At 75.2% G+C, this 25,161-nt stretch carries 23 protein-coding genes; 15 read left to right on the top strand and 8 right to left on the bottom strand.

Annotation, left to right across the window (positions count from 1 at the left end; translation table 11 throughout):
* Positions 1-358: 358 nt before the first annotated feature.
* The 10 genes from DCW30_RS26160 (at position 359) to DCW30_RS26115 (ending at position 11,492) form a co-directional block, all read left to right on the top strand.
* On the top strand, positions 359-1,321 hold the full coding sequence (locus tag DCW30_RS26160) for an NAD-dependent epimerase/dehydratase family protein (RefSeq protein WP_076683928.1): 963 nt from the start codon (positions 359-361) through the stop codon (positions 1,319-1,321).
* A gap of 150 nt (positions 1,322-1,471) precedes the next feature.
* Entirely contained in the window at positions 1,472-3,133 is a 1,662-nt protein-coding gene (locus tag DCW30_RS26155) for a carbamoyltransferase family protein (RefSeq protein ID WP_062773412.1), read from the top strand.
* Positions 3,133-4,224 carry a glycosyltransferase family 2 protein gene (locus DCW30_RS26150; RefSeq protein WP_076683927.1) on the top strand — a complete coding sequence of 364 codons (1,092 nt, stop codon included), beginning with the start codon at positions 3,133-3,135 and terminating at the stop codon, positions 4,222-4,224. The genes DCW30_RS26155 and DCW30_RS26150 overlap by 1 nt, the downstream gene beginning before the upstream one ends.
* Positions 4,221-4,919: a D-glycero-alpha-D-manno-heptose-1,7-bisphosphate 7-phosphatase gene (locus DCW30_RS26145; protein ID WP_076683926.1), complete on the top strand. Its 699-nt coding sequence runs from the start codon at positions 4,221-4,223 to the stop codon at positions 4,917-4,919. Before DCW30_RS26150 ends, DCW30_RS26145 begins: the two co-directional genes overlap by 4 nt.
* Complete coding sequence (locus tag DCW30_RS26140; protein WP_076683925.1) at positions 4,916-6,037, top strand: glycosyltransferase family 9 protein; 1,122 nt, start codon at positions 4,916-4,918, stop codon at positions 6,035-6,037. The genes DCW30_RS26145 and DCW30_RS26140 overlap by 4 nt, the downstream gene beginning before the upstream one ends.
* Complete coding sequence (locus DCW30_RS26135; protein ID WP_076683924.1) at positions 6,034-6,999, top strand: glycosyltransferase; 966 nt, start codon at positions 6,034-6,036, stop codon at positions 6,997-6,999. The genes DCW30_RS26140 and DCW30_RS26135 overlap by 4 nt, the downstream gene beginning before the upstream one ends.
* Positions 6,996-8,297, top strand: coding sequence for a glycosyltransferase (locus DCW30_RS26130; protein ID WP_079249952.1), 1,302 nt, complete (start codon positions 6,996-6,998; stop codon positions 8,295-8,297). The genes DCW30_RS26135 and DCW30_RS26130 overlap by 4 nt, the downstream gene beginning before the upstream one ends.
* Positions 8,298-8,396: 99 nt before the next feature.
* Positions 8,397-9,044, top strand: coding sequence for a D-sedoheptulose-7-phosphate isomerase (locus tag DCW30_RS26125; protein WP_076683923.1), 648 nt, complete (start codon positions 8,397-8,399; stop codon positions 9,042-9,044).
* Positions 9,041-10,453, top strand: a complete 1,413-nt coding sequence (gene rfaE2 / locus DCW30_RS26120; protein WP_076683922.1) for a D-glycero-beta-D-manno-heptose 1-phosphate adenylyltransferase — start codon at positions 9,041-9,043, stop codon at positions 10,451-10,453. Before DCW30_RS26125 ends, rfaE2 begins: the two co-directional genes overlap by 4 nt.
* 1 nt (position 10,454) lies before the next feature.
* A complete protein-coding gene (locus DCW30_RS26115; protein ID WP_079249951.1) occupies positions 10,455-11,492 on the top strand; it encodes a glycosyltransferase family 9 protein in 1,038 nt (345 codons plus the stop codon).
* Between the two features lie 23 nt (positions 11,493-11,515).
* On the opposite strand, the gene DCW30_RS26110 is transcribed toward DCW30_RS26115, so the two are convergent.
* A complete protein-coding gene (locus DCW30_RS26110) occupies positions 11,516-12,760 on the bottom strand; it encodes an MFS transporter (protein WP_237283363.1) in 1,245 nt (414 codons plus the stop codon).
* 636 nt (positions 12,761-13,396) lie between these two features.
* Here DCW30_RS26110 and DCW30_RS26105 point away from each other — a divergent pair.
* The 3 genes from DCW30_RS26105 to DCW30_RS26095 all read left to right on the top strand — a co-directional run bounded on the left by DCW30_RS26105 (position 13,397) and on the right by DCW30_RS26095 (position 16,179).
* The gene (locus tag DCW30_RS26105) at positions 13,397-14,143 is read left to right on the top strand and encodes an SDR family oxidoreductase (protein ID WP_076683920.1); all 747 of its coding nucleotides are present in this window, start codon (positions 13,397-13,399) and stop codon (positions 14,141-14,143) included.
* Between the two features lie 56 nt (positions 14,144-14,199).
* Positions 14,200-15,249, top strand: coding sequence for an NAD-dependent epimerase/dehydratase family protein (locus tag DCW30_RS26100; RefSeq protein WP_335755765.1), 1,050 nt, complete (start codon positions 14,200-14,202; stop codon positions 15,247-15,249).
* A gap of 81 nt (positions 15,250-15,330) precedes the next feature.
* Complete coding sequence (locus DCW30_RS26095) at positions 15,331-16,179, top strand: glycosyltransferase family 9 protein (protein ID WP_076683918.1); 849 nt, start codon at positions 15,331-15,333, stop codon at positions 16,177-16,179.
* A 10-nt stretch (positions 16,180-16,189) separates the two neighbouring features.
* Here DCW30_RS26095 and DCW30_RS26090 read toward each other — a convergent pair whose 3' ends face one another.
* The 4 genes from DCW30_RS26090 to DCW30_RS26075 form a co-directional block, all read right to left on the bottom strand.
* Positions 16,190-16,963 (bottom strand): metallophosphoesterase family protein, encoded by a 774-nt coding sequence (locus DCW30_RS26090; protein WP_076683917.1) that lies wholly within the window; start codon positions 16,961-16,963, stop codon positions 16,190-16,192.
* Entirely contained in the window at positions 16,960-17,214 is a 255-nt protein-coding gene (locus tag DCW30_RS26085; RefSeq protein ID WP_062773443.1) for a hypothetical protein, read from the bottom strand. Before DCW30_RS26085 ends, DCW30_RS26090 begins: the two co-directional genes overlap by 4 nt.
* Positions 17,211-17,915: a nucleotidyltransferase family protein gene (locus DCW30_RS26080; protein ID WP_076683916.1), complete on the bottom strand. Its 705-nt coding sequence runs from the start codon at positions 17,913-17,915 to the stop codon at positions 17,211-17,213. The genes DCW30_RS26085 and DCW30_RS26080 overlap by 4 nt, the downstream gene beginning before the upstream one ends.
* 205 nt (positions 17,916-18,120) lie before the next feature.
* Positions 18,121-18,930, bottom strand: coding sequence for an SDR family oxidoreductase (locus DCW30_RS26075; RefSeq protein ID WP_062773450.1), 810 nt, complete (start codon positions 18,928-18,930; stop codon positions 18,121-18,123).
* 153 nt (positions 18,931-19,083) lie between these two features.
* Here DCW30_RS26075 and DCW30_RS36865 point away from each other — a divergent pair, with 153 nt between their 5' ends.
* Both DCW30_RS36865 and DCW30_RS26070 read left to right on the top strand, forming a co-directional pair.
* Positions 19,084-19,242 carry a hypothetical protein gene (locus DCW30_RS36865; protein ID WP_162933553.1) on the top strand — a complete coding sequence of 53 codons (159 nt, stop codon included), beginning with the start codon at positions 19,084-19,086 and terminating at the stop codon, positions 19,240-19,242.
* Positions 19,243-19,351: 109 nt separating this feature from the next.
* A complete protein-coding gene (locus DCW30_RS26070; protein ID WP_076683915.1) occupies positions 19,352-21,010 on the top strand; it encodes a catalase in 1,659 nt (552 codons plus the stop codon).
* A 31-nt stretch (positions 21,011-21,041) separates the two neighbouring features.
* Here DCW30_RS26070 and DCW30_RS26065 read toward each other — a convergent pair whose 3' ends face one another.
* The 3 genes from DCW30_RS26065 to DCW30_RS26055 form a co-directional block, all read right to left on the bottom strand.
* Positions 21,042-23,570 carry an ATP-dependent Clp protease ATP-binding subunit gene (locus tag DCW30_RS26065; protein WP_076683914.1) on the bottom strand — a complete coding sequence of 843 codons (2,529 nt, stop codon included), beginning with the start codon at positions 23,568-23,570 and terminating at the stop codon, positions 21,042-21,044.
* A 130-nt stretch (positions 23,571-23,700) separates the two neighbouring features.
* Positions 23,701-24,177, bottom strand: coding sequence for a DUF5709 domain-containing protein (locus DCW30_RS26060; RefSeq protein ID WP_076683913.1), 477 nt, complete (start codon positions 24,175-24,177; stop codon positions 23,701-23,703).
* Between the two features lie 245 nt (positions 24,178-24,422).
* Positions 24,423-24,893, bottom strand: coding sequence for an SPW repeat protein (locus tag DCW30_RS26055; protein ID WP_076683912.1), 471 nt, complete (start codon positions 24,891-24,893; stop codon positions 24,423-24,425).
* Between the last annotated feature and the right edge of the window lie 268 nt (positions 24,894-25,161).

Genomic DNA, 25,161 nt, shown 5'->3' with positions numbered 1-25,161 from the left:
CGCCCGCACACGATGCCGTCGTATTGCCGTGCCTATTTCCGCCCGGACACCGCCAGGACAAGGGAAAGGGCGGCGGCCCCACTTCTCTCCGGAATCCGATCCGACCGGCCCCGCCGCTGCCTCCCCCGCAGTGGCGGGGCTTTCGCGTGAAAGGCCCCGGCGGCCGTGAAGGCGCCGGTGACCGGCTTTCCGCTGCCCTTTTCCGCTCCGTGCGAGTCACCCGGATGCCGTACGCCGCGTAGCCGTCTCCTGCTGTGTCGCGGAGGCTGATCGAGAACTCGGCGCGCCGTTGCGACGCCGGCGACCGGTGGTCGGCTGCTGACCAGACGCGCCGTCCCCGCGCACGGAGGAGACCTGGATGACCACAGCTCTGTCAGGGAACTGGGAACACGCCGTCGTCACCGGCGGAGGAGGTTTCGTCGGCTCACACCTGTGCGCCGCCCTGCTGGCCGCGGGCACCGACGTCACCTGCGTGGACGACTTCAGCACCGGGCGGCCGGAGAACCTCACGCCGCTCCTGGACCGCCCCGGCTTCACGCTCATACGGGCGAACGTCGCCGAAGGCCTCGGCGTCGACCGCCCGCCCGACCTCGTCCTCCACTTCGCGTCCCCGGCGTCGCCCGCCGACTATCTGCGCCTGCCCCTGCACACCCTGGAGACGGGCAGCCTCGGCACCCGCAACGCGCTGCGGCTCGCGCACCGGACGGGCGCCCGCTTCCTGCTCGCCTCGACGTCCGAGGTCTACGGCGACCCGCAGCAGAACCCGCAGGACGAGCGGTACTGGGGCCACGTCAACCCGGTCGGCCCGCGCAGCGTCTACGACGAGGCCAAGCGCTTCGGCGAGGCCCTGACCACGGCACACGCCGACGCCGAGGGCACCGACACCGCCATCGTGCGCCTGTTCAACACCTACGGGCCCCGCATGCGCGGCCACGACGGCCGCGCCGTGCCGACCTTCGTCCGCCAGGCCCTGGCCGGGGAACCCCTGACCGTCACCGGTGACGGCAACCAGACCCGCTCCCTGTGCTACGTCGACGACACGGTGAGCGGCATCCTCGCGGCGGCGGCCCACGGAATGCGCGGCCCTGTCAACATCGGCAACCCCGCCGAGATCACGATGCTGGAGCTCGCGCGCCTGATCATCGACCTCGCCGGGTCGCGTTCGGAGATCCGCTTCATCGACCGCCCGACGGACGATCCCGCCGTCCGCTGCCCGGACATCACCCTGGCCCGCGACAAGCTCCAGTGGGAGCCGCGCGTCGATGCGACGGACGGCCTCCGGCGCACCATCGACTGGTTCCGCGCGACAGCGGACCGCTGATCGAGAGGGCGGCGAACCCCGGCACCGCGACCGCGCGGGAAACCCGGCCGCCCCGACCCAGCTTGGTCATGTCGCCCGCCCCCCCCGGTCGTGCCACGTGCCCGCGTCAGGGCGCGTGCCAAGGACCGCCGAAGAAAGCCCGGATCTCCCATGCGCATCCTCGGAATCAACGCCCTCTTCCACGACCCCGCCGCCGCCCTCGTGATCGACGGCCGAACCGTCGCCGCCGCCGAGGAGGAGCGGTTCTCCCGGCGCAAGCACGGCAAGCGCCCCGTGCCGTTCTCGGCCTGGGAGCTGCCCGAGCAGGCCGCCGCCTGGTGCCTGAGCAGGGCAGGCCTCCGCCCGGAGGACCTCGACGCCGTCGCCTACTCCTACGACCCGGGCCTCGCGCGGCCCGCCGGGTCGATGGGGCTCGACGACCCCTGGGACCACCTGCGCCAGACGTACGCCCGTGAGGCGCCCGGCTTCCTCAAGGCCGCCCTGCCGGGACTCGACCCGGACATCGTCCGCTTCGTGCCGCACCACATGGCGCACGCCGCCTCCAGCGCCTTCGCCGCGCCCGGCGCCGAGGACTCCTCGGTGCTCGTCCTCGACGGCAGGGGCGAGCGCGCGTCGCACCTCGCGGCGCGGCGCGTACGCAACGAACTGCGGGCCCTGTACGCGCAGGACCTGCCGCACTCCCTCGGCCTCGTCTACGAGGAGCTGACCGGGCACCTGGGGTTCCTCCGCTCCTCCGACGAGTTCAAGGTCATGGCGCTCGCCTCCCACGGCACGCCGCGCATGCTCCCCGAACTGCGCCGCCACGTGTACCCGACCGGCGACGGAGGGTTCCGCGCCACCGCGGTGCCCTGGCACGAGCTGTGCCCGCCGCGCGGCGCCGACGAGCCGTGGACGCAGGCCCACGCGGACGTGGCCGCGAGCGCCCAGGCCGTCCTGGAGGAGACCCTGCTCGACCTGGCGCGCTGGCTGCACGGCAAGACGCACGACAGCGTGCTCACCCTTGCCGGCGGCGTCGCCCTGAACTGCGTCGCCAACTCCCGGATAGCCAGGGAAGGCCCCTTCTCCCGGGTATGGGTGCAGCCCGCGGCCGGTGACGCGGGCACGGCCCTCGGCGGCGCGCTGCTGCTCACCGCGGGCGAGGGCGTCGAGCCCGAGCCCATGACCGGCGCCGACCTCGGCCGCGACTGGACCGACGCCGAACTGGGCGCCTGGCTGAAGACGGCCGCCGTCAGCTTCGAGCGGCCCACCGACATCGCGGAGACCGTGGCGCGGGCGCTCGCCGACAACCGGATCGTCGCCTGGTTCCAGGGCCGCTCCGAATACGGCCCGCGGGCCCTCGGACACCGCTCCCTGATGGCCCACCCCGGGCACGCGGGCAACCTGGAACGCCTCAACGACGTCAAGGGCCGCGAGCAGTTCCGCCCGGTCGCCCCGATGGTGCTCGCCGAACGCGCCCCGGAGATCTTCGACGGGCCGCTGCCCAGCCCGTACATGCTCTTCGTGCACGACGTGGCCGCGTCCTGGCGCGAGCGCATCCCGGCCGTCGTGCACGTGGACGGCACGGCCCGCATCCAGACCGTCGACCCGGCGCGCGAACCCCTGGTCGCCCGCATGCTCAGCGCCTTCGAGCGGCTGACCGGGCTGCCGGTCGTGGTCAACACCAGCCTGAACACCGCGGGCCGCCCCATGGTCGACGACCCGCGCGACGCCCTGGAGTGCTTCGGCTCCTCGCCCGTCGACCTCCTGGCCATCGGCCCGTACGTGATCCGCCGCCAGGACCTGTTCCGCGCCGACGAGGGCGGTGGCGCCTGATGGCCGCGCGGAACCGGGAGGACGCGGGCGCCGAAGGCACCACGTACGCGGTGGTGATCCCCACGCTCGGCCGGCCCAGCCTCGGCGCGACGCTGCGGGCCCTCGCCGACGCGACGGGACCGAAACCGAAGAGCGTGATCCTCGTCGACGACCGCCCGCACACGCACGGCGCCACCCCGCTGCCGGTCGACGTGCCCGCCGCCCTGCGCGAGGTCACCGCCGTGGTGCCCGGCAGGGCGCGCGGCCCCGCCGCGGCCAGGAACACCGGGTGGCGCGCCGCCCTGCGGGTGCCCTGGGTCGTCTTCCTCGACGACGACGTGGTGCCGGGTCCCACCTGGTGCGACGACCTCGTCCTCGACCTCGCCGCGGCCACCCCCGCCAACGGCGCCGTCACCGCCCGCATCGACGTGCCGCTCCCCGCCGACCGCAGGCCGACGGACTGGGAGCGCAACACCGCCGGGCTCGCCACCGCCCGGTGGATCACCGCCGACATGGCCTACCGCCGCGAGGCGCTCGAAGCCGTCGGCGGCTTCGACGAGCGGTTCCGGCGCGCGTTCCGCGAGGACGCCGACCTGGCGCTGCGGGTGCTCGACGCCGGCTGGACGGTGGCCCGCGGGGCACGCTCCACGTCCCATCCGGTGCGCCCGGCGGGCCGCTGGGTCTCGCTGCGGCTCCAGCGGGGCAACGCCGACGACGTGCTCATGACCCGGCTGCACGGCCCCGACTGGTGGACCCGCGCCGCCGCGCCCCGCGGCAGGCTGCCCCGGCACCTCGCCGTGACCGCGGCCGCCGCGGGCACCCTGGCCTGCGCCGCGCTGCGCAGGCCGGGGGCCGCGACCGTCTGCGCGGCCGGGTGGCTCGCCGGGACCGCCGAGTTCGCCCTCGCCCGCATCCTGCCCGGGCCCCGCCACCGCGACGAGGTCCTCGCCATGGCCGTGACCAGCGCGCTCATCCCGCCCGCCGCCACCTGGCACTGGCTGCGCGGCCACGTCACGCACCTCGGGGCCGAGCCCCTGCGCCCGGCGTCGGGACCACCGAGGCCGCCGGGCACGCCGCACCGGCCGCTCACCGGGGAACAGGTCCGCCGATGAACCGGCGCCCGGCCGCGCGGACCCGGCCGCCCCGCACCACCGCCATCGCCGAGACCGCCGACGGACCGTGGCTGATCGAAGGCCCCGCCCCGCCGCGGCACGCCCCGCCACGGGACGCCGGGCCCGGCCTCCCCGCCGCCGTCCTCTTCGACCGCGACGCGACCCTCGTCGTCGACGTGCCCTACAACGGCGACCCCGCGCGGGTGCGGCTGATGCCCACCGCCCACGAGGCCGTCGACGCCGTGCGGGGCGCGGGCGTCCCCGTCGGCGTGGTGAGCAACCAGTCGGGCGTCGCGCGCGGCCTGCTGTCGCGCGCCCAGGTCGACGCGGTGCGGCGGCGCGTGGAGGACCTGCTCGGCCCGTTCGCCGTCTGGGCGATCTGCCCGCACGGCCCCGGCGACGGCTGCGGCTGCCGCAAACCGGAGCCGGGCCTCGTCCTCGCCGCGTGCGCCCGGCTCGGCGTGCCCGCCGAGCGCGCCGTCGTCATCGGCGACATCGGCGCCGACGTGGACGCCGCCCGCGCCGCAGGCGCCCGCGGCGTGCTCGTGCCCACCCCGGTCACCCGCGCCGAGGAGACCGGCGCCGCGGACGCGGTCGCCCCCGACCTGCTCACCGCCGTCGGCCTCGTCCTGGGCCGCGGGACCGGGGCCGCCCGGCCGCTCGGCGTCGCGCCGGGAGAGGGGGAGCGCCGATGAACGGCTCCCGCGCCCCGCTGCCGCGCACCCTCGTCGTCCGCCTGGACAGCGCCGGTGACGTGCTGCTCGCCGGGCCCGCCGTGCGGGCGGCGGCGGCCGGTTCCTCGTACACCGCCCTGCTCTGCGGGCCCCAGGGAGCCGACGCGGGCAGGCTGCTGCCCGGCGTGGACGACGTGCTCGTGTACGACGCCCCCTGGGTGGGCCTCGACCCGGCGCCGGTGACCCGCGAGGCGACGCGGCAGGTCATCGACACGGTCGCCGCCCGCGGCTTCGACCGGGCCCTGGTGCTCGTCTCGTACCATCAGAGCCCGCTGCCCACGGCCCTGCTGCTCAAGCTGGCCGGGGTCGGGTGGACCGCCGCCGACAGCGAGGACTACCCCGGCGGCCTCCTCGACCTGCGCCACCACCGGCGGCCCCACCGCCACGAGGCGGTGGCCGCCCTCGACCTCGCCCGCGCCTGCGGCTTCGACCTGCCGCCCGGCGACGACGGGGCGCTGCGCGTGACGACGCCGCCCGACACCAGCGCCCTCACCGGACACGAGCCGTACGTGGTGGTCCACCCCGGAGCCGCCGTGCCCGCCCGCGCCTGGAGCCCCGTGCGGGCACGGCGCGCCGTGGCGGCGCTCGCCCGCGCGGGACACCGCGTGGTCGTCACCGGCGGCCCCCGGGAGCGCGCGCTGACCGAGCTGGTCGCCGGACGGCACGGCCTCGACCTCGGCGGCGCCACCGACCTGCGGCGCCTGGCCGGCGTCCTTGCCGGGGCGGGGGCCGCGGTGGTCGGCAACACCGGGCCCGGTCATCTGGCCGCCGCGGTCGGCACCCCCGTGGCCTGCCTGTTCGCCCCCGTGGTGCCGGCCGAGCGCTGGGGCCCCTACGGCGTGCGGCACGTGCTGCTCGGCGACCAGCGCGAGCGGTGCGCGGACAGCCGGGCGCGGACGTGCCCGCTGCCGGACCACCCCTGCCTCGACGGTGTCGGCGACGCCGAGGTCCTCGCCGCCGTGGCCGAACTCACCGACCCCGCCGCCGACCGGGCGGGCCGCCGCCCGGACCCGGAGTCCGCCCTGCCCCACCCGCCGACCGGCCGCGCGCCGGGGACGGAACGAGGAGCGACCGTATGAACATCCTGCTGTGGCATGTGCACGGCTCCTGGACGACCGCGTTCGTGCAGGGCCCCCACACCTACCTCGTTCCCGTCACACCGGACCGCGGCCCCGACGGACTCGGCCGCGCCCGCACCTTCGCCTGGCCCGACTCCGTGCGGGAGACCACCCCCGAGGAGCTGCGCGACGCGGAGGTCGACCTGGTCGTCCTCCAGCGCCCGCACGAAGGCGACCTGGCCGAGCGGTGGCTCGGCGGGCGCCGCCCCGGCCGCGACGTTCCCGCGGTGTACCTGGAGCACAACACGCCGGACGGCGACGTGCCGGACACGCGGCACCCGTGCGCCGACCGCGACGACCTCACGCTCGTCCACGTCACGCACTTCAACCGGCTGTTCTGGGACAACGGCCGTACGCGCACCGAGGTCATCGAGCACGGCATCGTCGACCCCGGCCACCAGTACACCGGCACGATCGCCCGCGCCGCGGTCGTCGTCAACGAACCCGTCAGGCGCGGCCGTTTCACCGGCACCGACCTCCTGCCGGGCCTGAGCGAGGCGGCGCCCCTCGACGTCTTCGGCATGCGCACCGAGGGCCTGGCGGCCCACCTCGGCCTGACCGAGGACCGCTGCCGCACCGCCGACCTGCCGCAAAGCGAACTCCACGCGGCCCTCGCGCGGCGTCGCCTGTACCTGCACCCGGTGCGCTGGACGTCGCTCGGGCTGTCCCTCCTGGAGGCCATGCACCTGGGCATGCCCGTCGTCGCGCTCGCCACCACCGAGGCCGTCGAGGCCGTCCCGCGCGGCGCCGGCACCCTGTCCACCCGCCCCGAGGTCCTGGCGCGGGCGGCCCGGCACTACCTGGCGGAACCGGAGGCGGCGGCCGAGGACGGCGCCCGCGCCCGCCAGGCGGCACTCGAACGCTATGGACTCAAGCGCTTCCTCGCCGACTGGGAGCGCGTGATGACGGAGGCGCGCTCATGACCTCGTCCCTGGACCCCTTCGACCCCGGCTCCTTCGACGCCGGGCCCGGCGGACCGAGCACCGGACCCCTGGCCCCCGGGGTGCTGTCGATCGCCCTCGTCTCGGAGCACGCGAGCCCGCTCGCCGCTCTCGGCGGCGTGGACGCCGGCGGACAGAACGTGCACGTGGCCTGTCTCGCGGGCGCCCTCGCCGACCGCGGCCACCGCGTCACCGTCTACACCCGCCGCGACGCGCGCGACCTGCCCGACCGGGTGGCGCTGCGCGACGGCGTCGAGGTGCACCACGTGCCCGCGGGCCCGCCCGAACCGATCCCCAAGGACGAACTCCTGCCCCACATGACCGACTTCGGTCGGCACATGGCGCGGAGCTGGCGCAACCGCCCGCCCGACCTCGTGCACTCGCACTTCTGGATGTCCGGGCTCGCCTCGCTCCTCGCGACCCGTGAGACCGGCCTGCCGCTGCTGCACACCTACCACGCACTCGGCACGGTGAAGCGGCGCCACCAGCGGCTCGCCGACCCCAGCCCGCCGCGCCGCGTCGCCCTGGAGACCGAGGTGGGCCGAGGCTGCCACCGCATCATCGCCACCTGCCGCGACGAGGTCGCCGAACTGGGCCGGATGGGCATACCCGCCACCAAGGTCGGCATCGTGCCCTGCGGCGTCGACACCGACCTGTTCACCCCGCGCGGCCCGGTCGCCGCGCGCGGCCCCCTGCCCCACCAGATCCTGCAGCTGGGGCGGCTCGTCCCGCGCAAGGGCGCGGCGGTCTCCGTCGCGGCCCTCGCCCGGCTGCCCGACACCGAGCTGGTCATCATCGGCGGGCCGCCCGCCGACGAACTCGACCAGGACCCCGAGGTGCGCAGGCTGCGCGCCCTCGCCCGCGAGGCGGGCGTCGCCGACCGGGTCCGCTTCACCGGCGGGGTGCCGAGCGCGGACGTGCCGCCGCTGCTGCGCGCCGCCGACGTCGTGGTGTGCCCCGCCGACTACGAGCCGTTCGGCATCGTCCCGCTGGAGGCCATGGCGTGCGGCAGGCCCGTCGTCGCCAGCGCGGTCGGCGGCCAGCTCGACACCGTCGCCGACCCGGCCACCGGACGCCTCGTGCCGCCCCGCGACCCCGAAGCCCTCGCCCGCGCCGTCGCCGAACTCCTCGCCGACCCCGCCGGGCGCGAGGCGGGCGGCGAGGCGGGACGGCGCAGGACCCTGCGCCGGTACGGCTGGCCGCGGGTGGCCGCGGCCACCGAGGCCGCCTACTGCGAGGTGCTCGACGCCCGGCCGGTCGTGGGCGTCGGCGCGGTCTGAGGCCGGACCCGCCCCGCCGGACCAGGAAAGCCAGCGGCCCATCAGAAGGAGGTGCGGGCCCGCCGCCGTCCCCCGTGGACGGCCGCACGCCCGAACAGCATGAGCGAATTCTCTGCACTCGACGCCGCACATCTGCACTGCCGTTCCCTGGAGCGCGCGATCGTCCGGCTGCGCCGGGACGGCCTCGGCCGCATCGCCGAGTGGGGCGGCCGGCTCGCCGCCGCCCTGCACGCCGGGAACCGGCTGCTCGTCGCGGGCAACGGCGGGAGCGCCGCCCAGGCACAGCACCTGACCGCCGAGCTGGTCGGCCGCTACCAGCGCGAACGCCCCGCGTACTCGGCGATCGCGCTGCACGCGGAGACGTCCGCCATGACCGCCATCGGCAACGACTACGGATTCGAGCACGTCTACGCGCGCCAGGTCACCGCCCACGGCAGACCCGGCGACATCCTGCTGCTGCTCTCCACCTCCGGCCGCAGCGCCAACCTCATCACGGCGGCCGTGGCGGGGCGCGCCGCCGGGCTGCGCGTCTGGGCGCTCACCGGGCCGGGGCCCAACCCGCTCGCCGAGGCCGCCCACGACTGGCTGAGCGTCGCGGGCGAGACCACGGCGACCGTGCAGGAGGCCCACCTCGTCGCCGTCCACCTGCTCTGCGAGGCCTTCGACGCGGCCGTCGCCGAACCGGCGCGGGCCGTGGTGGGCCACGCCGCACCGAGTGTCCTGCGGGCCGACGGGAGCGTGTCATGAGGAAGAACATCGGCCCCAAGCCCCTCGTCGTCGTCGGGGACGTCCTGCTCGACGAGGACATCGAGGGCGTCGCCACCCGGCTCTCGCCGGACGCCTGCGCCCCCGTCGTCGACGTCACCGTCGACCGGCGCCACCCCGGCGGCGCCGGTCTCGCCGCCGCGCTCGCCGCCCGCGGCGGACGCCAGGTGACCCTGGTGACCGCGCTCGGCGACGACCCCGCGAGCGAGGCCGTGCGCCGCGAACTCCATGGCCGGGTGCACCTGGTGGAGCTGCCGCTCGAAGGCACCCTGCCGGTGAAGACCCGCGTCATCGCCTCCGGGCGGCCGCTGGTCCGCATCGACCGGGGCGGCGGCACACCGGGCGAACCCGACGCCGCCGTCCGCGACGCGCTGGCCGGGGCGCACGCCGTCCTCGTCGCCGACTACGGGCGGCACACCGCCGGCGCCGTGCGCGAGCAGCTGAGGGCCGTCGCCCCGCGGACGCCCCTGGTGTGGGACCCGCACCCCAAGGGCGACGACCCCGTGCCCGGAGCCAGGCTCGTCACCCCGAACGCCGCCGAGACCCGCGCCCTGTGCGGCGGCGACGACGAGACGCTGCGCGCCTACGCGGCGCGGGGCACGGAGCTGGCCGACCGCTGGCGGGTCTCCGGCGTCGCGGTGACCCTCGGCGACCGGGGCGTCCTGCTCACCCGCCCCGGCGCGGGCACGCCGATGCTCGTCCCCGCCCCCTACCGCGCCACCGGCGACCCCTGCGGCGCGGGTGACTGCTTCGCCGCGACCACGGCCGCGGCGCTCGCGGACGGCGCGCTGCCGGAGGAGGCCCTGCAACGGGCCGTCGCCGAGGCCGCCGCGTTCGTGTCGGCGGGCGGCGCGACGAACCCCGCCCTGTGGCGCACGACGCCCCCGGCCCCGCCCGAGGAGAGCGCGGGCGCCGACGCCTTCACCCTCGTGGAGCGGGTACGGGCGCGCGGCGGCACGGTGGTGGCCACCGGCGGCTGCTTCGACCTGCTGCACGCGGGCCACGTCGGCCTCCTGGAGAGCGCCCGCCGCATCGGCGACTGCCTGATCGTCTGCCTGAACTCCGACGCGTCCCTGACCCGCCGCAAGGGCCCGGGACGCCCCCTCAACCGCCAGTCGGACCGCGTCCGCGTCCTTCAGGCGCTGGGCAGCGTCGACGCGGTGGCCGTCTTCGACGAGGACACCCCGCAGAACCTCTTGGCGAAGCTGCGCCCCGACGTCTGGGTCAAGGGCGGCGACTACTCCGTCCAGGACCTGCCCGAGGCGGAGACCCTGCGGGAGTGGGGCGGCCAGGCGGTGGTCCTGCCCTACCTGGACGGCCGCTCGACGACGCTGCTGGCCCGCAGGGCGGCCGCGGTCGCGGGGTCCTCCTCCCGGGCAGAGGCGCCCTGACGTGGGCGGCGACGCCGACCGCTCCCGGGTGCTCGTGCTGCGGGCGCTCGGGCTCGGCGACCTGCTGGCCGTCGTCCCCGCGCTGCGCGCCCTGCGGCGGCGGCTGCCGGGGCACGAGATCGTGCTCGCGGCGCCCGGACGCCTGGCCGCGCCCGCCGCCGCGACCGGGGTGGTGGACCGGCTGCTGCCCGCGTCGGCCGCGGGGCGCGCGGTGCCCGGGAGCCTGCCCTGGACGGGGCCGCCGCCCGACGTCGCCGTGGACCTGCACGGCAACGGCCCGCCCAGCCATCTGCTGCTCCACCGGCTCCGCCCCGGGCGGCTCCTCGCCTACGCGCACCCCGGGACGCCGGGCATCGAGGGCCCCGTGTGGCGGGAGGACGAGCACGAGCGGGAGCGCTGGTGCCGGCTCCTGTCGTGGTACGGGATCGAGGCCGACCCCGCCGACGTGCGCATCCCGTGGCCCGCGGCGCCCTCGCCGGCGCCCGGCGCGACCGTCGTGCACCCCGGCGCCGACGCGGGCGCCCGCCGCTGGCCGCCGGAGCGGTTCGCCGCCGTGGCGCGGGAGCTGGGGGCGCGCGGGCACCGGGTCGTGGTGACGGCGGGGGCGGGGGAGGGGCCGCTCGCGCAGCGCGTGGCCGCCGCGGCCGGGCTCCCGGCGGACGCCGTGCTCGGCGGCGCGGCCGACGTGCCGTTCGACGCGCTGACGGCGCTGGTGGCGCACGCCCGCTGCGTGGTCGTCGGGGACACCGGGCTCGCCCATCTGGCGACGGCGCTCGGCACCCCTTCGGTCGTCCTCTTCGGCCCGGTGGCGCCCCGCCTCTGGGGCCCGCCGCCCGGCCAGCGCCACCGGGCGCTGTGGCACCCGGACGGCGACGGCTCGGCGCGGCCGGGCGACGCCCACGGCGGCGAGCCGGACGAGCGGCTGCTCCGGATCACCCCGGAGGAGGTGGTCGCGGCGGTACGGGCCCTTCCTGGTCCGCAGCCCGCCGCCCCGCCGGAGCCGCGGTGGCGCCGGGCGGCGGGGGCGGCCCGGCCGTAGCGGCTCGCGGGCCCCGCGGAAAGTCAGGCGGCGGTGCCCAGCGCGGGCTGGGGCGCGTCCGTGCGGAACAGGACCGGCGCCGTGCCGCGGCGCCCGCGCAGCAGGAAGCCGCCGCCGATCGAACCGGCGATGAGGAGGCCGCCGCCGATCAGCGCGCCACGGGCGCCGGTCAGCTCCATGAGCAGGCCGAGCGCGGGCGGGCCACCGAGGCCCCACGCCGTGCTGATGCTGCCCCACACGCCGAGGACACGGCCGCGCAGATGGGCGGGCGGGTCGGTCTGGAGGACCGTCGTGCCCGCCGTGTCGGAGACCGACTCCACGACGGCCATCGGCAGCACCAGGACGAGCAGCACCGCGAAGGTGGGGGAGAGGCCCGCGAGGACCTGCAGCAGGCCGCCCGCTGCGGCCAGCGTGCCCACCAGGCGCACGGACGGCTTGCGCAGCCGGGCGCCGAGCACCGCGCCGATGATGCCGCCGACCGCGAGGACCGTCGAGACCGTGCCGAACGCCCCGGCGCTCCCGGCCAGCGGCCCGGTGACCAGGACGACCAGCGTGAGGTTGTAGTTGCGGCCGAAGACCGCGCTGATCCCGGTGATGCCCGCGAGGGCGACCAGGCGGGGCCGCCGCATGAAGAAGGCCAGGCCCTGCCGCACGGTCATGTCCTCGCCCACCGTCGCCCCGGCGGGCGCGGGCAGCTCGGCCACCGCGCCGCGCACCGCCCCGTGGGCGGGACGCAGGAAGGGGATGACCGAGGCCACGAAGAGGAACGACACGCCGTTGGCGGCGTAGGCCGCGGCCGTGCCGAGGAAGCCGACCGTGACACCGCCGAGCGCGGCGCCCGCGAGCCGCCCCGCGCTGTGCACGAGCGAGCCCACGCCGATGGCGGAGGGCACGTCCTGCGGCGGCACGAGGTCGTTGCCGAGGAGCGCGCACGCGGGCCCGTCGACCGTGGCGATGACGCCGGTCACGGCGGCGAGGCCCATGAGCACGGTCAGGTTGAGCCCCCCGCACGCCACCAGGACGGCCGTCGTGAAGGCGATGGCGCCGAGCAGCGCCTGGCTGACGGCGGCCGTGAGCTTGCGGGGCCAGCGGTCGACCGCCGCGCCGCCCACGATGCTCATCAGGAGCGCGGGCGCGGCCTGCACGGACATGGACAGGCCGGTGGCCGCCGCGGAGCCGGTGATCTGCAGCACCAGCAGGTTCTGCACGGTGAGCTGCATCCACGTACCGGCGTTCGACACGAAGTTCGCGACCGACCACCAGCGCATGCTGCGGTACTTCAGCGACCGCCACGGGGACCGGGAGGCGTCAGGGGCCGATGCGTCGGGGTCCGGTGTGTGAACAGCGGCGGACGGGGCAGGAGAGGCAGGGGGAGAGGAAGACACAGGCGTACTCGGGGCTCGGGCGAGTCGGCGGGGACTCGGGCGGTGCCGGCGGAGGTCGGGGACGCGCGCGGCTCTGCGCGGTCGCTCCACCGGAGGTGTATGGGCGCCGTGTCGCCGAGAGGGCGTCTCCCGGTCGGCGTCGCGACGTCGCGAAACGCTCCGGAAGTACGGCGATGACCATGGTGGCAGACGGTCCCGAAGCGCTTCTCCCGGGCTGTGAGACGCCTCTGCCCGCGGCGGGCCGGGAATCCGCAATTGCTGTGCCGCATATGGCTGTTGACGCTCCTGGTGTGCTTGCTCACACGCTTCGCCGGGCGGCTCGGCGGGCCGTCCGCCGCCCCCCTCGCGCGGTGACGCGGACCACAGCCCCGTGACGCTCACCGAAACCGCTCCCGACATGCCGTGCGGCGTCCCCCGGGTCACAGTGGGAGGTGGTGCGGTCACCCCGCGCGAACCGCCCGCACCCGGACCACGGAAGGCACAGCGCACCCCGGACCACCGGACCACGGAAGGCACAGCATGGGCGCCGCAGCAGCAATCGACCTCCACGGCAGGCGCGCGCTGGTGACCGGTGCGGCCCGCGGCCTCGGCGCCTCCATCGCCCGGCGGCTGGCCGCCGCCGGGGCCGGCGTCCTGGTAGCCGACGTCCGCAAGGACCTCGCCGTGGAGCTGTGCGCGGAACTCGCCGCCGACGGCGGCGAGGCCCGCTTCGTGGAGCTGGACGTACGCGACGCCGCGGGCGTGGCCGCGGTCTTCCGCGACCTCGACGGGGCGGGGGAGCCGGTCGACATCCTGGTCAACAACGCCGCCGTGGACGTGTCCAGACCGATCGAGCACCTGACGGCAGAGGAGGTGACCCGGGTCGTGGAGACCGACCTGCTCGGGCCCATGTACCTCTGCCTGGAGACCTACCGCCGCATGATCGCCCGTGGCGGCGGCCACATCGTGAACATCCTGTCCACCGCGGCGAACCGGACGTGGACCGAGGCGGCCCCCTACGCGTCGGCCAAGTCGGGGCTGCGGGCGTTCACCCACACCCTCTTCAAGGAGGCGCAGCGCGACTGCGCGGGCATCGGCGTCACCGGGATCATCGCGGGCGGCATGGAGACCCCGTTCGTCATGGAGCGCTTCCCCGACGCCGACGTCGCGATGCTCCAGAGCCCGGACATCGTGGCCGACACGGTTCTGTACGCACTCTCGGTCCCGGCGGGCAGCGTGGTGGGCGAACTGGTCGTCGTCCCCCGCAGGGAACCGTCCTGGCCCTGACGCCGTACGAGGCGCCCGGCGCTCCGGCGGGCCATCCGGCGAAAGAAGGTGCTTCCATGCGTCCTCCCACGAGCCGTCACCCGCGCCCCCGTCCCCCCGGCACGGAGGCGATGTTCTCCATGGCGCCCGTGGCCCCGCCGCCCTGGCGGCGCGCCATGGTGACCGCCGGCGCCGGATTCCTCGGCTCACACCTGTGCGAGCGCCTGCTCGACGCGGGCGTCGAGGTCGACTGCGTGGACGACCTGCCGCTCGCCGCCGCCCACGACATCGCCCACCTCGCGGACCACCCCCGCTTCCGGCACCTGGAGCGGAACCTCGCGCGGCCCGGCGTCCCCGGCACCCTGCCGGGCCCCTACGACCTCGTGCTGCACCTGGCGTGCCTCGCCTCGGCCGCCGGTTCGCGGCAGCGCCCGCTGGACGCGCTCGACACCGCCAGCCTCGGCACGCGCAACGCGCTCGCCGTGGCCGCCAGGGACGGCGCCCGCTTCCTGCTCGCCTCCACCTGCCACGCCGAGGGGGCCCCGGGCCGGGGCGGCGCCGACGACGACTCCCGGCGCTTCGCCGAGACCCTGACCACCGCCTTCGTGAGCGCGGAGGAGGCCGACGCGGGGATCGTGCGGGTCTTCCCGACGTACGGCCCGCGCATGGGCCCCGGGGACGGGCTCATGATCCCCGAGCTGATCCGGCAGGCCCTCGACGGCGAACCGGTCACCGTCCCCGGCGACGGCAGCCTCGCGCCCTCCCTCGCCTACGTCGACGACACGGTCGACGGCGTGCTCCTGGTGGCCGCGAGCCGGTCGGTGCGGCCGGTGGACATCGGCGGAGACGGCGGCACCACCGTGGCCGAGATCGCCCGCAAGGTGCTCGCCCTGACGGGCTCCGACGCGCCCCTGCGGCACACCGGCGCCGATGTGCCGGAGCCGCCCCGCCCGCTGACCGGCTTCGCCCACGAACTCTTCGGCTGGACCCCGAGGACCGACTGGGACGACGGGCTGAAACGCACCATCGCCGACCAGGTCGACCGCCGGGCCGCCGCCCGCTGCGAAGGCGGACGCCGGAGCGTGCCGGAAGCGGTGCGGGGCACACGCCATGCGTGCTCGTGGTGACCGCGCCGGCGACGGCTCCCGGTGGCCCCGGGCGACAGCTCTTGGTGACGGTGGCAGGGACAGGGACAGGGAGGACGCGTCATGAAAGCGCTCGTGGTCTGCCCGGACAGCATGTCCGGGGTGCTTCTCGCGGGCCCCGCGGTCCGCGCCGTCGCGGCCTCGGCCGACCACGTGACGGTGATGTGCGGGCCCCGCGGGGCCCTCGCGGCACGGCTGCTGCCGGGCGTCGACGACGTCCTCGTACGCGAGGCGCCGGGGGCGGGCGACGGGCCGTCCGCCGTGGACGACGCGGACCCGAACGGACTGCGCGGGCGGCTCGCGGAAGCGGCGTTCGACGCCGCGCTCGTGCTGACCCCGCCCGAGGAGGGCCCGCCGCCCGCCGCGCTGCCGACCCGGACGGCGCACCTGCCCCGCGCCGGGGGCGACGGCCGCGGCGGCCACGCCGCCGAGGCGGCGCTCGCCACGGCCGCGTCCCTCGGTTTCGCTCCGCGCCACGGCGACGACGGCAGGCTCCGCGTCCACCCGGCCCCCGACACCACCGACCTCACCGGCAACGGCCCGTACGTCGTGCTGCACCCGGGCACGGGCGCCCCGGTCAGCGCCCGGGACGCCGAGCGCGCGGCCGAAGCGGTCGTCCTGCTCGCCGACGGCGGCCACCGCGTCGTCGTCACCGGAGGACCGGAGGAGAAAGGACTGACCCGGCGGGTCAGCGGTGACACCGCCGTCGACCTGGGCGGCCGGACGGACCTGCGGACCCTGTCGGGCGTCCTGCGCGCCGCCGACGCCGTCATCACCGGCGGTACGGGCCCCGCGCACCTCGCCGCCGCCGCGGGCACCCCGGCCGTGCTCCTCGGTGACCCGGAAGGCCCCGGCGGCACGGCCCCCGACGTGCTCCGCGTGGTGCGGAGGCTGCTGGCGCGGCAGGACTGAAGGGCCCGGGTCAGCCCGAGCGGTCGGCGGATGCCGCGGCCGTCGCGGGCTCCGGGTGTTCGCGGCCCCGCAGGTGGTAGACGTTGAACGCCTTGCGGATGACGGGCTGGGCCACGTTGCGCACCGGCACGCCGCCGCTGGTCATCCCGTGCTCGGTGCCCGCGTGCGCGTGGCCGTGCACGGCGAGGTCGGCGCCCACCGCGTCGACGGCCTCGGCCAGCAGGTAGCTGCCGAGGAACGGGTAGATCTCCAGGGGCTCGCCCGCGAGGGTGTCCGGCACCGGCGCGAAGTGCGTGAGCGCCACCCGGGTCTCGCAGCCCTGCTCGGCGAGGTCGGTGAGCGAGGCTCGCAGGCTGTCGGCGCGGCGGCGGGTGTAGCGGATGAAGTCCTTCATCATGCGCTCGCCGAACTCGCTGCCGCAGCGCCCGACGAACCCACCGCCGAACCCCTTGGTGCCCGCGACGCCGAGCCGCGCCCCGTCGACCTCGACGACCGTGCCCTCGCCTTCGAGGACCCGTACGCCCGCGTCGCGCAGGATCGCGGTGACCTCGTCGGGCCTCTCGTCGTGGTGGTCGTGGTTGCCGAGCACGGCGATGACCGGGACCGGCAGGTCCGTGACCTCCTTGGCGACGACCCGGGCCTCCTCCGGCGTGCCGTGCCGGGTGAGGTCCCCGGCGAGGAGCAGCAGGTCGGCGCAGTCGGGCAGGGTCTCGAAGGCGGGCCTGAGCACCCCCTGGCTGTCGAGGCCCATGTGGATGTCGCCGACGGCTGCGACGCGGATCATGACAGCTCCTCCGGGTGGTCCGGGGCCGCCGTCTCGGCGACCACGATGTCGCAGTGGACCGTGAGCCCGTCCAGCTCCTCGCGCACGGTGCGCAGGAGTTCCTCGCGGCAGTGCGCCGTGGAGACGGTCCCGGCGACCGTGACGGACGAACCCCGGTTCTCCACGCGCAGGCCCAGCTCGCCCTGTTCCTCGGCGGCGAGCCGTTCTTGCAGGTGGGCGATGCGGTACTCGATGTTGGCCGGGTCGTTCATCGGGCTCCTCCCGAAGGTGCGACGACTTGCAGGCGCTCCAGCAGGTACAGGAAGGCGGCCGGCATCGGGGCGTCGTGGCAGTCCCTGCGGACCGTCTCCCAGTCGACCATCTCGCGCAGCTGCCGCGCGATCGGCAGGACGGCGCCGAAGTCGCAGTGGTGCTCGGAGAAGGCGGCGAGCAGGGCCCGCATCAGGTCGGTGGGGGCCAGGACGGGCATCCGCACCGAGTCCACCGGCAGTTCGGTGGCCCGCGCCAGCAGGTCGGCGGTGACGGGCTGGTGGGCCAGTTCGAAGATGAGGTCGATGTCCTGGCCCAGGCACTTGGCTTTGAGCAGCCAGTCCTCGGGCGGCTGGTACACCGTCAGGCCGGCTTCGGAGAGCGTCGCCGCGACGGCTTCGGCGTCCTCCGGTTTGATGCAGAAGTCGGCGTCGTGCTGGAGGTTCCCCGCGCCTCCGTGCGCGTACACGGCCACGCTGCCGGCGAGCGCGAAGTCGTGGCCGTTCCGCTTCAGGAGGGCGCCCACCTGCTTGGCCGCCTCCAGGATGGCCTGGTTGAGGTCGGGCGGCAGTTCCTCCGCCGGGACGTCGTGGCGGGCCTCGTTCACCCCGATGGGCCTCCCCGCGGGACGCAGCTCGGTGACCGGCTGCTGTCGCTCGCCAGGGGCGGGGTCGGGAGTGGCGTTCTCTGCGTTCCGCGTCACCTGCTGCTCCGTTTCCGGACGCCGGCTGCTGCACTGACCGTGCAGGTCGGCAGTCTGAGACGATCCCTGCTCCAGGCAGACCCGGTACCCGGTCCGCGGGCTTCGACACGGGCCACTTCGCCGTCGGGCCCCGTGACGCCCGGGGCCGCGGGATGTCTCACTCCCCTTATACCGCCAAGTCACCGCGGCCACCTCTCCGGCCGGTTCAGGGCCGCCGCCAGGCGTCGCTGTGGAGATGGGAGCCGGCCTGGGGGCCCATGCGGACCATGCCGCCGTCGGCGACGTAGGAGGCGCCGGTCACGTACGAGGCGTCGGGGCCCGCGAGGAACGCGATGACGGCCGCGATCTCCCGGGCGTCGCCGGGGCGGCCCAGCGGGATGCCGGGGCGGCTCTCGGTGTGCGGGTCGGTGTCCTCCTGGCCGGTCATGGGCGTGGCGATCTCGCCGGGGGCCACCGCGTTGACGGTGATCCCGTGCTCCGCGAGCTCCAGGGCCATCACCTGGGTCAGCAGCCCGAGTCCGCCCTTGGCCGCGCAGTACGGGGCGGCGCCCACGCGGGGCTGGTGCTCGTGGACGGAGGTCACGTTGACGATGCGGCCGCCGTCGCCCTGCCGGATCATCCGGCGCGCGGCGTGCTGACCGCAGAGGAACGGGCCGACGAGGTCCACGTCGACGACGCGCCGCACGTCCTCGTACCCGAGGTCGACGAACGGCGTCGCGGTGCCCGTGCCCGCGTTGTTGACCAGGACGTCGATCCGGCCGAGGCGCTCGGCGAGCCGGTCGACCGCGGCCGCCTCGTCGGGCAGCCGGCTCAGGTCCATCCGGGCGACCTCGGCGCGCCTGCCGTGGCCGCGCACCTCGTCGGCCGTCCTCTCGGCGCCCTCCTCGTCGGTGTGCCAGGTGATCCCGACGTCCAGGCCCGCCGCGGCGAGCCGGACGGCCGTGGCACGGCCGATGCCGGAGTCCGCGCCGGTGACGACGGCCGCTCTGGCGGGGGGAGCGGTGGGGTCGGTCATGGGTCTCCTTCGGGTTTGTCGGATGTCCGGGGTTCCCGGATGACGGCGGGGCGATCGGGTACCCGGGGGTGCGCGACACGAACGGACACAGCCGTCGCCCCGGGTCACCATGGACATATCGGCATCTAACGGGATAAATGAGAGGCGTGACGCATGAGCGAGACCACCCCGTCACAGGCCGAGGGCGAGCGGGACACCGACATCGACGACGCGGGCGGTACGGCCCCGGACGAGCGGACGGACCCGCCGCGCACGACGCCCTCGCAGGCGGAAGGGGAGGACGACCAGGACGCGGGCGACACGGACGGGTGAGCGCGGACAGCGCAACCCGGACCGGCGGCAGCCCCGGACACACAGCGAGCACAGTCATGATCATCAGGCACGGGACACGTGCCGAGCACGGGTCGAAGGAGTCGACGCAGTGACCGACGTATCGAGCAAGGGCCCCGCCCCGGACGACGACCGGGCGACGCTCACCAACCGGCAGGGCCACCCCGTCCACGACAACCAGAACCAGCGCACCGTCGGCGCCCGCGGCCCCGCGACGCTGGAGAACTACCAGTTCCTGGAGAAGATCAGCCACTTCGACCGCGAGCGCATCCCCGAGCGCGTCGTCCACGCCCGCGGCGTCACCGCGTACGGCTTCTTCGAGGCGTACGGCACCTTCGGCGACGAGCCGATCGCCCGCTTCACCCGCGCCAAGCTCTTCCAGGAGCGCGGCAAGCGCACCGACGTCGCCGTGCGCTTCTCCACCGTCATCGGCGGCCGCGACTCCTCCGAGGCGGCCCGCGACCCCCGCGGCTTCGCCGTGAAGTTCTACACCGAGGACGGCAACTGGGACCTCGTCGGCAACAACCTCGGCGTCTTCTTCATCCGCGACGCCATCAAGTTCCCCGACGTCATCCACGCCCTCAAGCCGGACCCCGTCACCTTCGAGCAGCAGCCGCGCCGCATCTTCGACTTCATGTCGCAGACGCCCGAGTGCATGCACATGCTGGTCAACCTCTTCAGCCCGCGCGGCATCCCCGCCGACTACCGCCACATGCAGGGCTTCGGCGTCAACACCTACAAGTGGATCAACGAGCAGGGTGAATCGCTCCTGGTCAAGTACCACTGGATGCCAAAGCAGGGCGTCCGCAGCATGACCGAGGAGGACGCGGCCAACGTACAGGCGCAAGGCCTCGGCCACGCCACCAAAGACCTGTACGAGGCGGTCTCGCGCGGCGACCACCCCGAGTGGGAGCTGCTCGTCCAGGTCATGGACGACCACGACCACCCCGAGCTGGACTTCGACCCGCTCGACGACACCAAGACCTGGCCCGAGCAGGACTTCCCGCCCAAGGCCGTCGGCCGGATGGTGCTCGACCGGATGCCCGCCAACTTCTTCGCGGAGAACGAGCAGATCTCCTTCGGCACCGGCGTCCTGGTCGACGGCCTCGACTTCTCCGACGACAAGATGCTGGTGGGCCGCACCTTCTCCTACAGCGACACCCAGCGCTACCGCGTCGGCCCCAACTACCTCCAGCTCCCCGTCAACCAGGCCAAGAACGCGCACGTCCGCACCAACCAGCGCGACGGCCAGATGGCCTACTACGTCGACGGGGGCGGCGAGAACCCCATCGTCAACTACGAGCCGTCCATCACCGGCGGCCTGCGCGAGGCGCAGTACCCCACCCTCGACGAACAGGGCCCCGAGATCCGCGGCAGGCTCACCCGCAAGCGCATCCCGCGCACCAACGACTACCAGCAGGCGGGCCAGCGCTACCTCCTGATGGAGCAGTGGGAGCGCGACGACCTCGTGCGGAACCTCGTCGGCATGCTCTCCCAGTGCGACCGGCCCGTGCAGGAGCGGATGGTCTGGCACTTCCTGCTCGTCGAGAACGACCTCGGTCTCAGGATCGGCGAGGGCCTCGGCATCGGCCCCAAGGACGTCGCCGGGCTCCAGCCGCTGGCGAGCCAGGACCTCACCGACGAGGACCGCAAGCGGCTCGCCAACCTCGGCGAGAACCCGCCGCGCGACGTCGAGGGACTGACCATGACGCACTGCGTCCCCGACGAGCGGCACGTCGTCTCGCGCTGACGCGAGCCCGGGGCACCGGCCCGACGACCCGTCAGACGGCCGGCGCCCCCGCCGTGGTGTCCATGGTCAGCGCGTCGTCCGCGACGTCCACCGTGACCCGGCTGCCCGGGGTGAGACGGCCGTCGAGGAGCAGCCGCGAGAGCCGGTTGTCGACCTCGCGCTGAATGGTGCGGCGCAGCGGACGCGCCCCGTACTCCGGCTGGTGCCCGCGCCGCGCCAGCCAGTCCACCGCCGCCGGGGTGAACTCGATGGCGACGTCCTGCCCGCGCAGCCGGCGCCGGGTCTCCTCCAGGAGCAGGTCGGTGACCTGCCGCAGCTGCTCACCCGACAGCCGCCGGAAGATGACCACCTCGTCGATCCGGTTGAGGAACTCCGGCCTGAAGTGCTCCCGCAGCGGCCGCAGCACCTGCTCCCGCCGCGCCTCCTCGTCCGCCTCCGAGCCGTCGGCACGGAAACCGAGGGTGCCGCCGCGCCCGGTCAGCGCCTCGGAGCCGAGGTTGCTCGTCATCACGATGACGGTGTTGGTGAAGTTCACCGTGCGCCCCTGCGCGTCGGTGAGGCGTCCGTCGTCGAGGACCTGGAGCAGGGTGTTGAAGACGTCGGGGTGGGCCTTCTCCACCTCGTCGAGCAGCAGCAGCGAGTACGGGTGACGCCGCACCGCCTCGGTGAGCTGGCCCGCCTCCTCGTGGCCGACGTACCCGGGCGGCGCCCCGACGAGCCTGCTGACGGTGTGCCGCTCCTGGAACTCGCTCATGTCCAGGCGGACCATCCGGTCCTCGCTGCCGAACAGCGCCTCCGCCAGCGCCCGTGCCAGCTCCGTCTTGCCCACGCCCGTCGGGCCGAGGAAGAGGAAGCTGCCGATCGGCCGGTCCGGGCTCGAAAGGCCCGAGCGGGAGCGCAGGACCGCCTCCGCCACCGCGCTGACGGCCTCCTCCTGGCCCACGACCCGCTCGTGCAGATGCGCCTCCAGACCGAGCAGGCGCTGCTTCTCCTCCTGCGTGAGGGTGCTCACCGGGATGCCGGTCTGCCGGGACACCACCTCGGCGATGTCCTCCGCGGTCACCTCCACGATCCGCCCGTCGCCCGGCCCGCGGTCCTGCCCGGCGGCGATCTCGCGGGCCAGGGCGGCGACGCGGTCCCGCAGCTCGGTGGCGCGCTCGTACTGCTCGGCCGCCACCGCCTGGTCCTTGTCGCGGGTCAGCTGCTCCCTCTCGCGCTCCAGGGCGCGGACGTCCGTGCCCTTCGTGCTGGCCCGCAGCCGCACCCGCGCGCCCGCCTGGTCCATGAGGTCGATGGCCTTGTCCGGCAGGAAACGCTCGGTCAGATAGCGGTCCGACAGCTCCACGGCGGCCAGCAGCGCGTCATCGGCGTAGCGCACCTGGTGGTGCGCCTCGTAGCGGTCGCTCAGACCCCGCAGGATCTCCACCGCGTCCGCCGGGCTCGGTTCCGCGACCAGGATCGGCTGGAAGCGGCGGGCCAGCGCGGCGTCCTTCTCGATGTGGCGCCGGTACTCCTCCAGGGTCGTCGCCCCGATGACGTGCAGCTCGCCCCTGGCGAGGGCGGGCTTGAGCATGTTGCCCGCGTCCATCGAGCCGCCCTCGGGTCCGCCGCCGCCCGCGCCCACCATGGTGTGCAGCTCGTCGATGAACACGATCAACTCGTCGGAGTGGGCGCGGACCTCCTCGATGATGCCGTTCAGCCGCTCCTCGAAGTCACCGCGGTAACGGGTGCCCGCCACGACGCCGGACAGGTCCAGGGCGATGACACGCCGGTCCGCCAGGGTCTCCGGCACGTCGCCGTCGGCGATCCGCTGGGCCAGTCCCTCCACCACGGCGGTCTTGCCGACGCCCGCGTCCCCGATGAGCACCGGGTTGTTCTTGCCGCGCCGCGACAGCACCTCGATGGTCTGCTCGATCTCCTCCTCGCGGCCGATCACCGGGTCCACGCCGCCCTCGGCGGCCCGCGCCGTCAGGTCCCGCCCGAACTGGTCGAGGGTGGGCGTGGCGCCGCCACCGCCGCCCTGCCGCGGCTCGGCGGGGCCCGGCTGGCCCTGCGGCGCCTGCGCGGGCGGGCCCGGGTCGAAGCGGGCCGCGTTGAGGATGTGCCCGGCCGCGGAGTCGGGGTTGGCCGCCAGGGCCATCACGATGTGCTCGGGGCCGATGTACCCGGCACCGACCGCCCGCGCCACCTCGTGCGCGTCGAGCAGCGCGCGCTTCACGGCCGGGGTGAGCGCGACGGCCTGCGTGGGCACGGCGCCCTCGGTCTCCGCGGAGTGCCGGTCGATCTCCTCGGCGATCTGCTCCGGGTCGGCCCCCGAGCGCGCGACGAGACCGCGGGTCGGCTCGATGGTCAGCGCCGCCCGCAGCAGGTGCTCGGTGTCGAGGTTGCTCTTGCCGTGCTCGGCGGCGTACGAGGCCGCCGCCGCCACGAGCTGCCGCGCCGGGCCGCTCATCAGCCTGCCGATGTCGATCTGCCGTCGGCCGCTGCCGAGGAACCGTGCGAAGAGCTCCCCGAACGGGTCCTGCCCGAACCCTTCGGGACCGATGAAACCGCTGCTCATAGCCGTCCGTTCCGGTGCCCGGCCCGGCCGGGGCACCCTGGTGCGTGATCGTGTCGTGCCCGATTCGCGTGCCCCACCGGGCGGAGGTTCAGTCATCCGGAGGCCCGCCGCGCGGGCCGCTGAGCGGCCCCTACGGGGCCGGCGGCGTCTCCTCGTCGGGGACGACGTGCATCGCGGCCTCCTCGGCGGACGCCGCGCCTCCGTCGATGCCCTCGTCCGTGGCGACGACCTCCTTCGTGGTGTCCGGGTGGGCGCCCTCGTCGGGGGCCACGAGGCGGCCCGCGCGGCGCTCACCGGCCTCCGGGTCCATGGGCTCCCCCTCGCCGTCCGGCAGGTCGCCGACGCCGTCACCGGCCGGCGGCTCCGTGTCGGGCACCTCCTGCGCGAGCCGCTCGTCGAGCGTCTCGCCCTCGTGCTGCTCCTCCGCCGTGGTGCCCGTCTTGTCGACGCCGAGGGGCTTCTCCGGCGGCGAGTAGCCCTCGTCGAGCATGTCGTCGTAGCTCCGCTCGTCCACCGCGTCCTGGAGGTCCAGCGGGGCCGCGTCCTCCTGCTCCTCGTTGCCGCCGGTGGGCTGGTAGGCGTCGTCCGCCATGTTCTGGTCGCTCATCACTACCTCGCGCTGGGGGTCTGTGGACATCGCGCTTCGTCCTTTGATCGTCGCGCGCAAATGCTCGAAGTGCCCGCGGCGGACTGGGCCAAACGTCCCCTTCCGCGCTCCGATGGCCCGCTTTCGGGCTACGTGTCCGGGGTACGCGGCGCCACGGGCACGCGGTGACACACCACCGCGCCCCGCGGTGTGGTGGCCGTGGGGCGCGGTGGCGTGTCTCCTGCGGTGTCACTCCTCGATCGTGATCAGTGGGAACCGGCCCGGAACGACCCGCTCCGCCGGCCGTGGCCCGCACCGCCCTTGGACTCCGCCTTCTTGGCGGCCATGGCGGCGGCCATGGCGAGCAGGGTGGCGACGGCGCCGGTGATGACGTTGCTGACCACGGTCCGCGTGGTGCTCTGGTCACCCGCCACGACCCAGGGCGCGACGATGGTCCAGAGACCCAGCGCACAGGCGGCCCAGGCCATGCTGTGGGTCCGGTCGTAGGCCCGGCCGAAGCCGCCGCTCATCAGCAGGGCGTAGGAGATGCCCACGATCAGGTTGACCACGCTCAGGCGCGTGAGGCCGTTGAAGCCCACGATCCAGGGCGAGGCAGCCAGGTAGAGACCTGTGAGGAAGGCCATCGTGTCGATGGCCTGCACCTTCGGCGTACTCGCCATGCGCTCGGCACTCTCGTGCCGGGCCCGCATGTCGACGATGTCGGGGTGCGTTTCCATGGACGGCGACCTGGGAGAGGTTGTCACTGCGTCCACCTCCAGCTAGGTGGTTCTGTGCTGCGGACAGGGCCGCGAACCCCGACGCCACGACGGCGTCACACGGCCGAACCAGGGCGCGGAGCGGGGCGAGACCCCGCCGCCGTGCGTCCAGAATACTCGGCTATGTCCGGCTTGTCGTATGGCGTTCACGGCACCGGGGAGGGCCATGAAAGAGGGCCGGAAGGGGAGCGCTTCCCCCTTCCGGCCCAACGGTCCGCCGCTGTTCCGC

The sequence above is a fragment of the Streptomyces alfalfae genome (genome assembly GCF_004127445.1).
GTDB classification, from domain to species: Bacteria; Actinomycetota; Actinomycetes; order Streptomycetales; family Streptomycetaceae; genus Streptomyces; species Streptomyces alfalfae.
The sequence above is the reverse complement of the archived record's forward strand: the minus strand, read 5'-3'. Positions and strand labels throughout refer to the sequence as shown.

Bases quoted from the DNA above. Each gene is read 5' to 3' on its own strand.
- DCW30_RS26060 (WP_076683913.1), bottom strand. From the start codon at position 24,177: ATGAGCGACCAGAACATGGCGGACGACGCCTACCAGCCCACCGGCGGC.
- DCW30_RS26065 (WP_076683914.1), bottom strand. From the start codon at position 23,570: ATGAGCAGCGGTTTCATCGGTCCCGAAGGGTTCGGGCAGGACCCGTTC.
- DCW30_RS26105 (WP_076683920.1), top strand. From the start codon at position 13,397: ATGGGCGCCGCAGCAGCAATCGACCTCCACGGCAGGCGCGCGCTGGTG.
- DCW30_RS26130 (WP_079249952.1), top strand. From the start codon at position 6,996: ATGACCTCGTCCCTGGACCCCTTCGACCCCGGCTCCTTCGACGCCGGG.
- DCW30_RS26085 (WP_062773443.1), bottom strand. From the start codon at position 17,214: ATGAACGACCCGGCCAACATCGAGTACCGCATCGCCCACCTGCAAGAA.
- rfaE2 (WP_076683922.1), top strand. From the start codon at position 9,041: ATGAGGAAGAACATCGGCCCCAAGCCCCTCGTCGTCGTCGGGGACGTC.
- DCW30_RS26055 (WP_076683912.1), bottom strand. From the start codon at position 24,893: ATGGAAACGCACCCCGACATCGTCGACATGCGGGCCCGGCACGAGAGT.
- DCW30_RS26140 (WP_076683925.1), top strand. From the start codon at position 4,916: ATGAACGGCTCCCGCGCCCCGCTGCCGCGCACCCTCGTCGTCCGCCTG.
- DCW30_RS26160 (WP_076683928.1), top strand. From the start codon at position 359: ATGACCACAGCTCTGTCAGGGAACTGGGAACACGCCGTCGTCACCGGC.
- DCW30_RS26095 (WP_076683918.1), top strand. From the start codon at position 15,331: ATGAAAGCGCTCGTGGTCTGCCCGGACAGCATGTCCGGGGTGCTTCTC.
- DCW30_RS26155 (WP_062773412.1), top strand. From the start codon at position 1,472: ATGCGCATCCTCGGAATCAACGCCCTCTTCCACGACCCCGCCGCCGCC.
- DCW30_RS36865 (WP_162933553.1), top strand. From the start codon at position 19,084: ATGAGCGAGACCACCCCGTCACAGGCCGAGGGCGAGCGGGACACCGAC.
- DCW30_RS26090 (WP_076683917.1), bottom strand. From the start codon at position 16,963: ATGATCCGCGTCGCAGCCGTCGGCGACATCCACATGGGCCTCGACAGC.
- DCW30_RS26110 (WP_237283363.1), bottom strand. From the start codon at position 12,760: ATGCGCTGGTGGTCGGTCGCGAACTTCGTGTCGAACGCCGGTACGTGG.
- DCW30_RS26145 (WP_076683926.1), top strand. From the start codon at position 4,221: ATGAACCGGCGCCCGGCCGCGCGGACCCGGCCGCCCCGCACCACCGCC.
- DCW30_RS26100 (WP_335755765.1), top strand. From the start codon at position 14,200: ATGCGTCCTCCCACGAGCCGTCACCCGCGCCCCCGTCCCCCCGGCACG.
- DCW30_RS26150 (WP_076683927.1), top strand. From the start codon at position 3,133: ATGGCCGCGCGGAACCGGGAGGACGCGGGCGCCGAAGGCACCACGTAC.
- DCW30_RS26125 (WP_076683923.1), top strand. From the start codon at position 8,397: ATGAGCGAATTCTCTGCACTCGACGCCGCACATCTGCACTGCCGTTCC.
- DCW30_RS26075 (WP_062773450.1), bottom strand. From the start codon at position 18,930: ATGACCGACCCCACCGCTCCCCCCGCCAGAGCGGCCGTCGTCACCGGC.
- DCW30_RS26135 (WP_076683924.1), top strand. From the start codon at position 6,034: ATGAACATCCTGCTGTGGCATGTGCACGGCTCCTGGACGACCGCGTTC.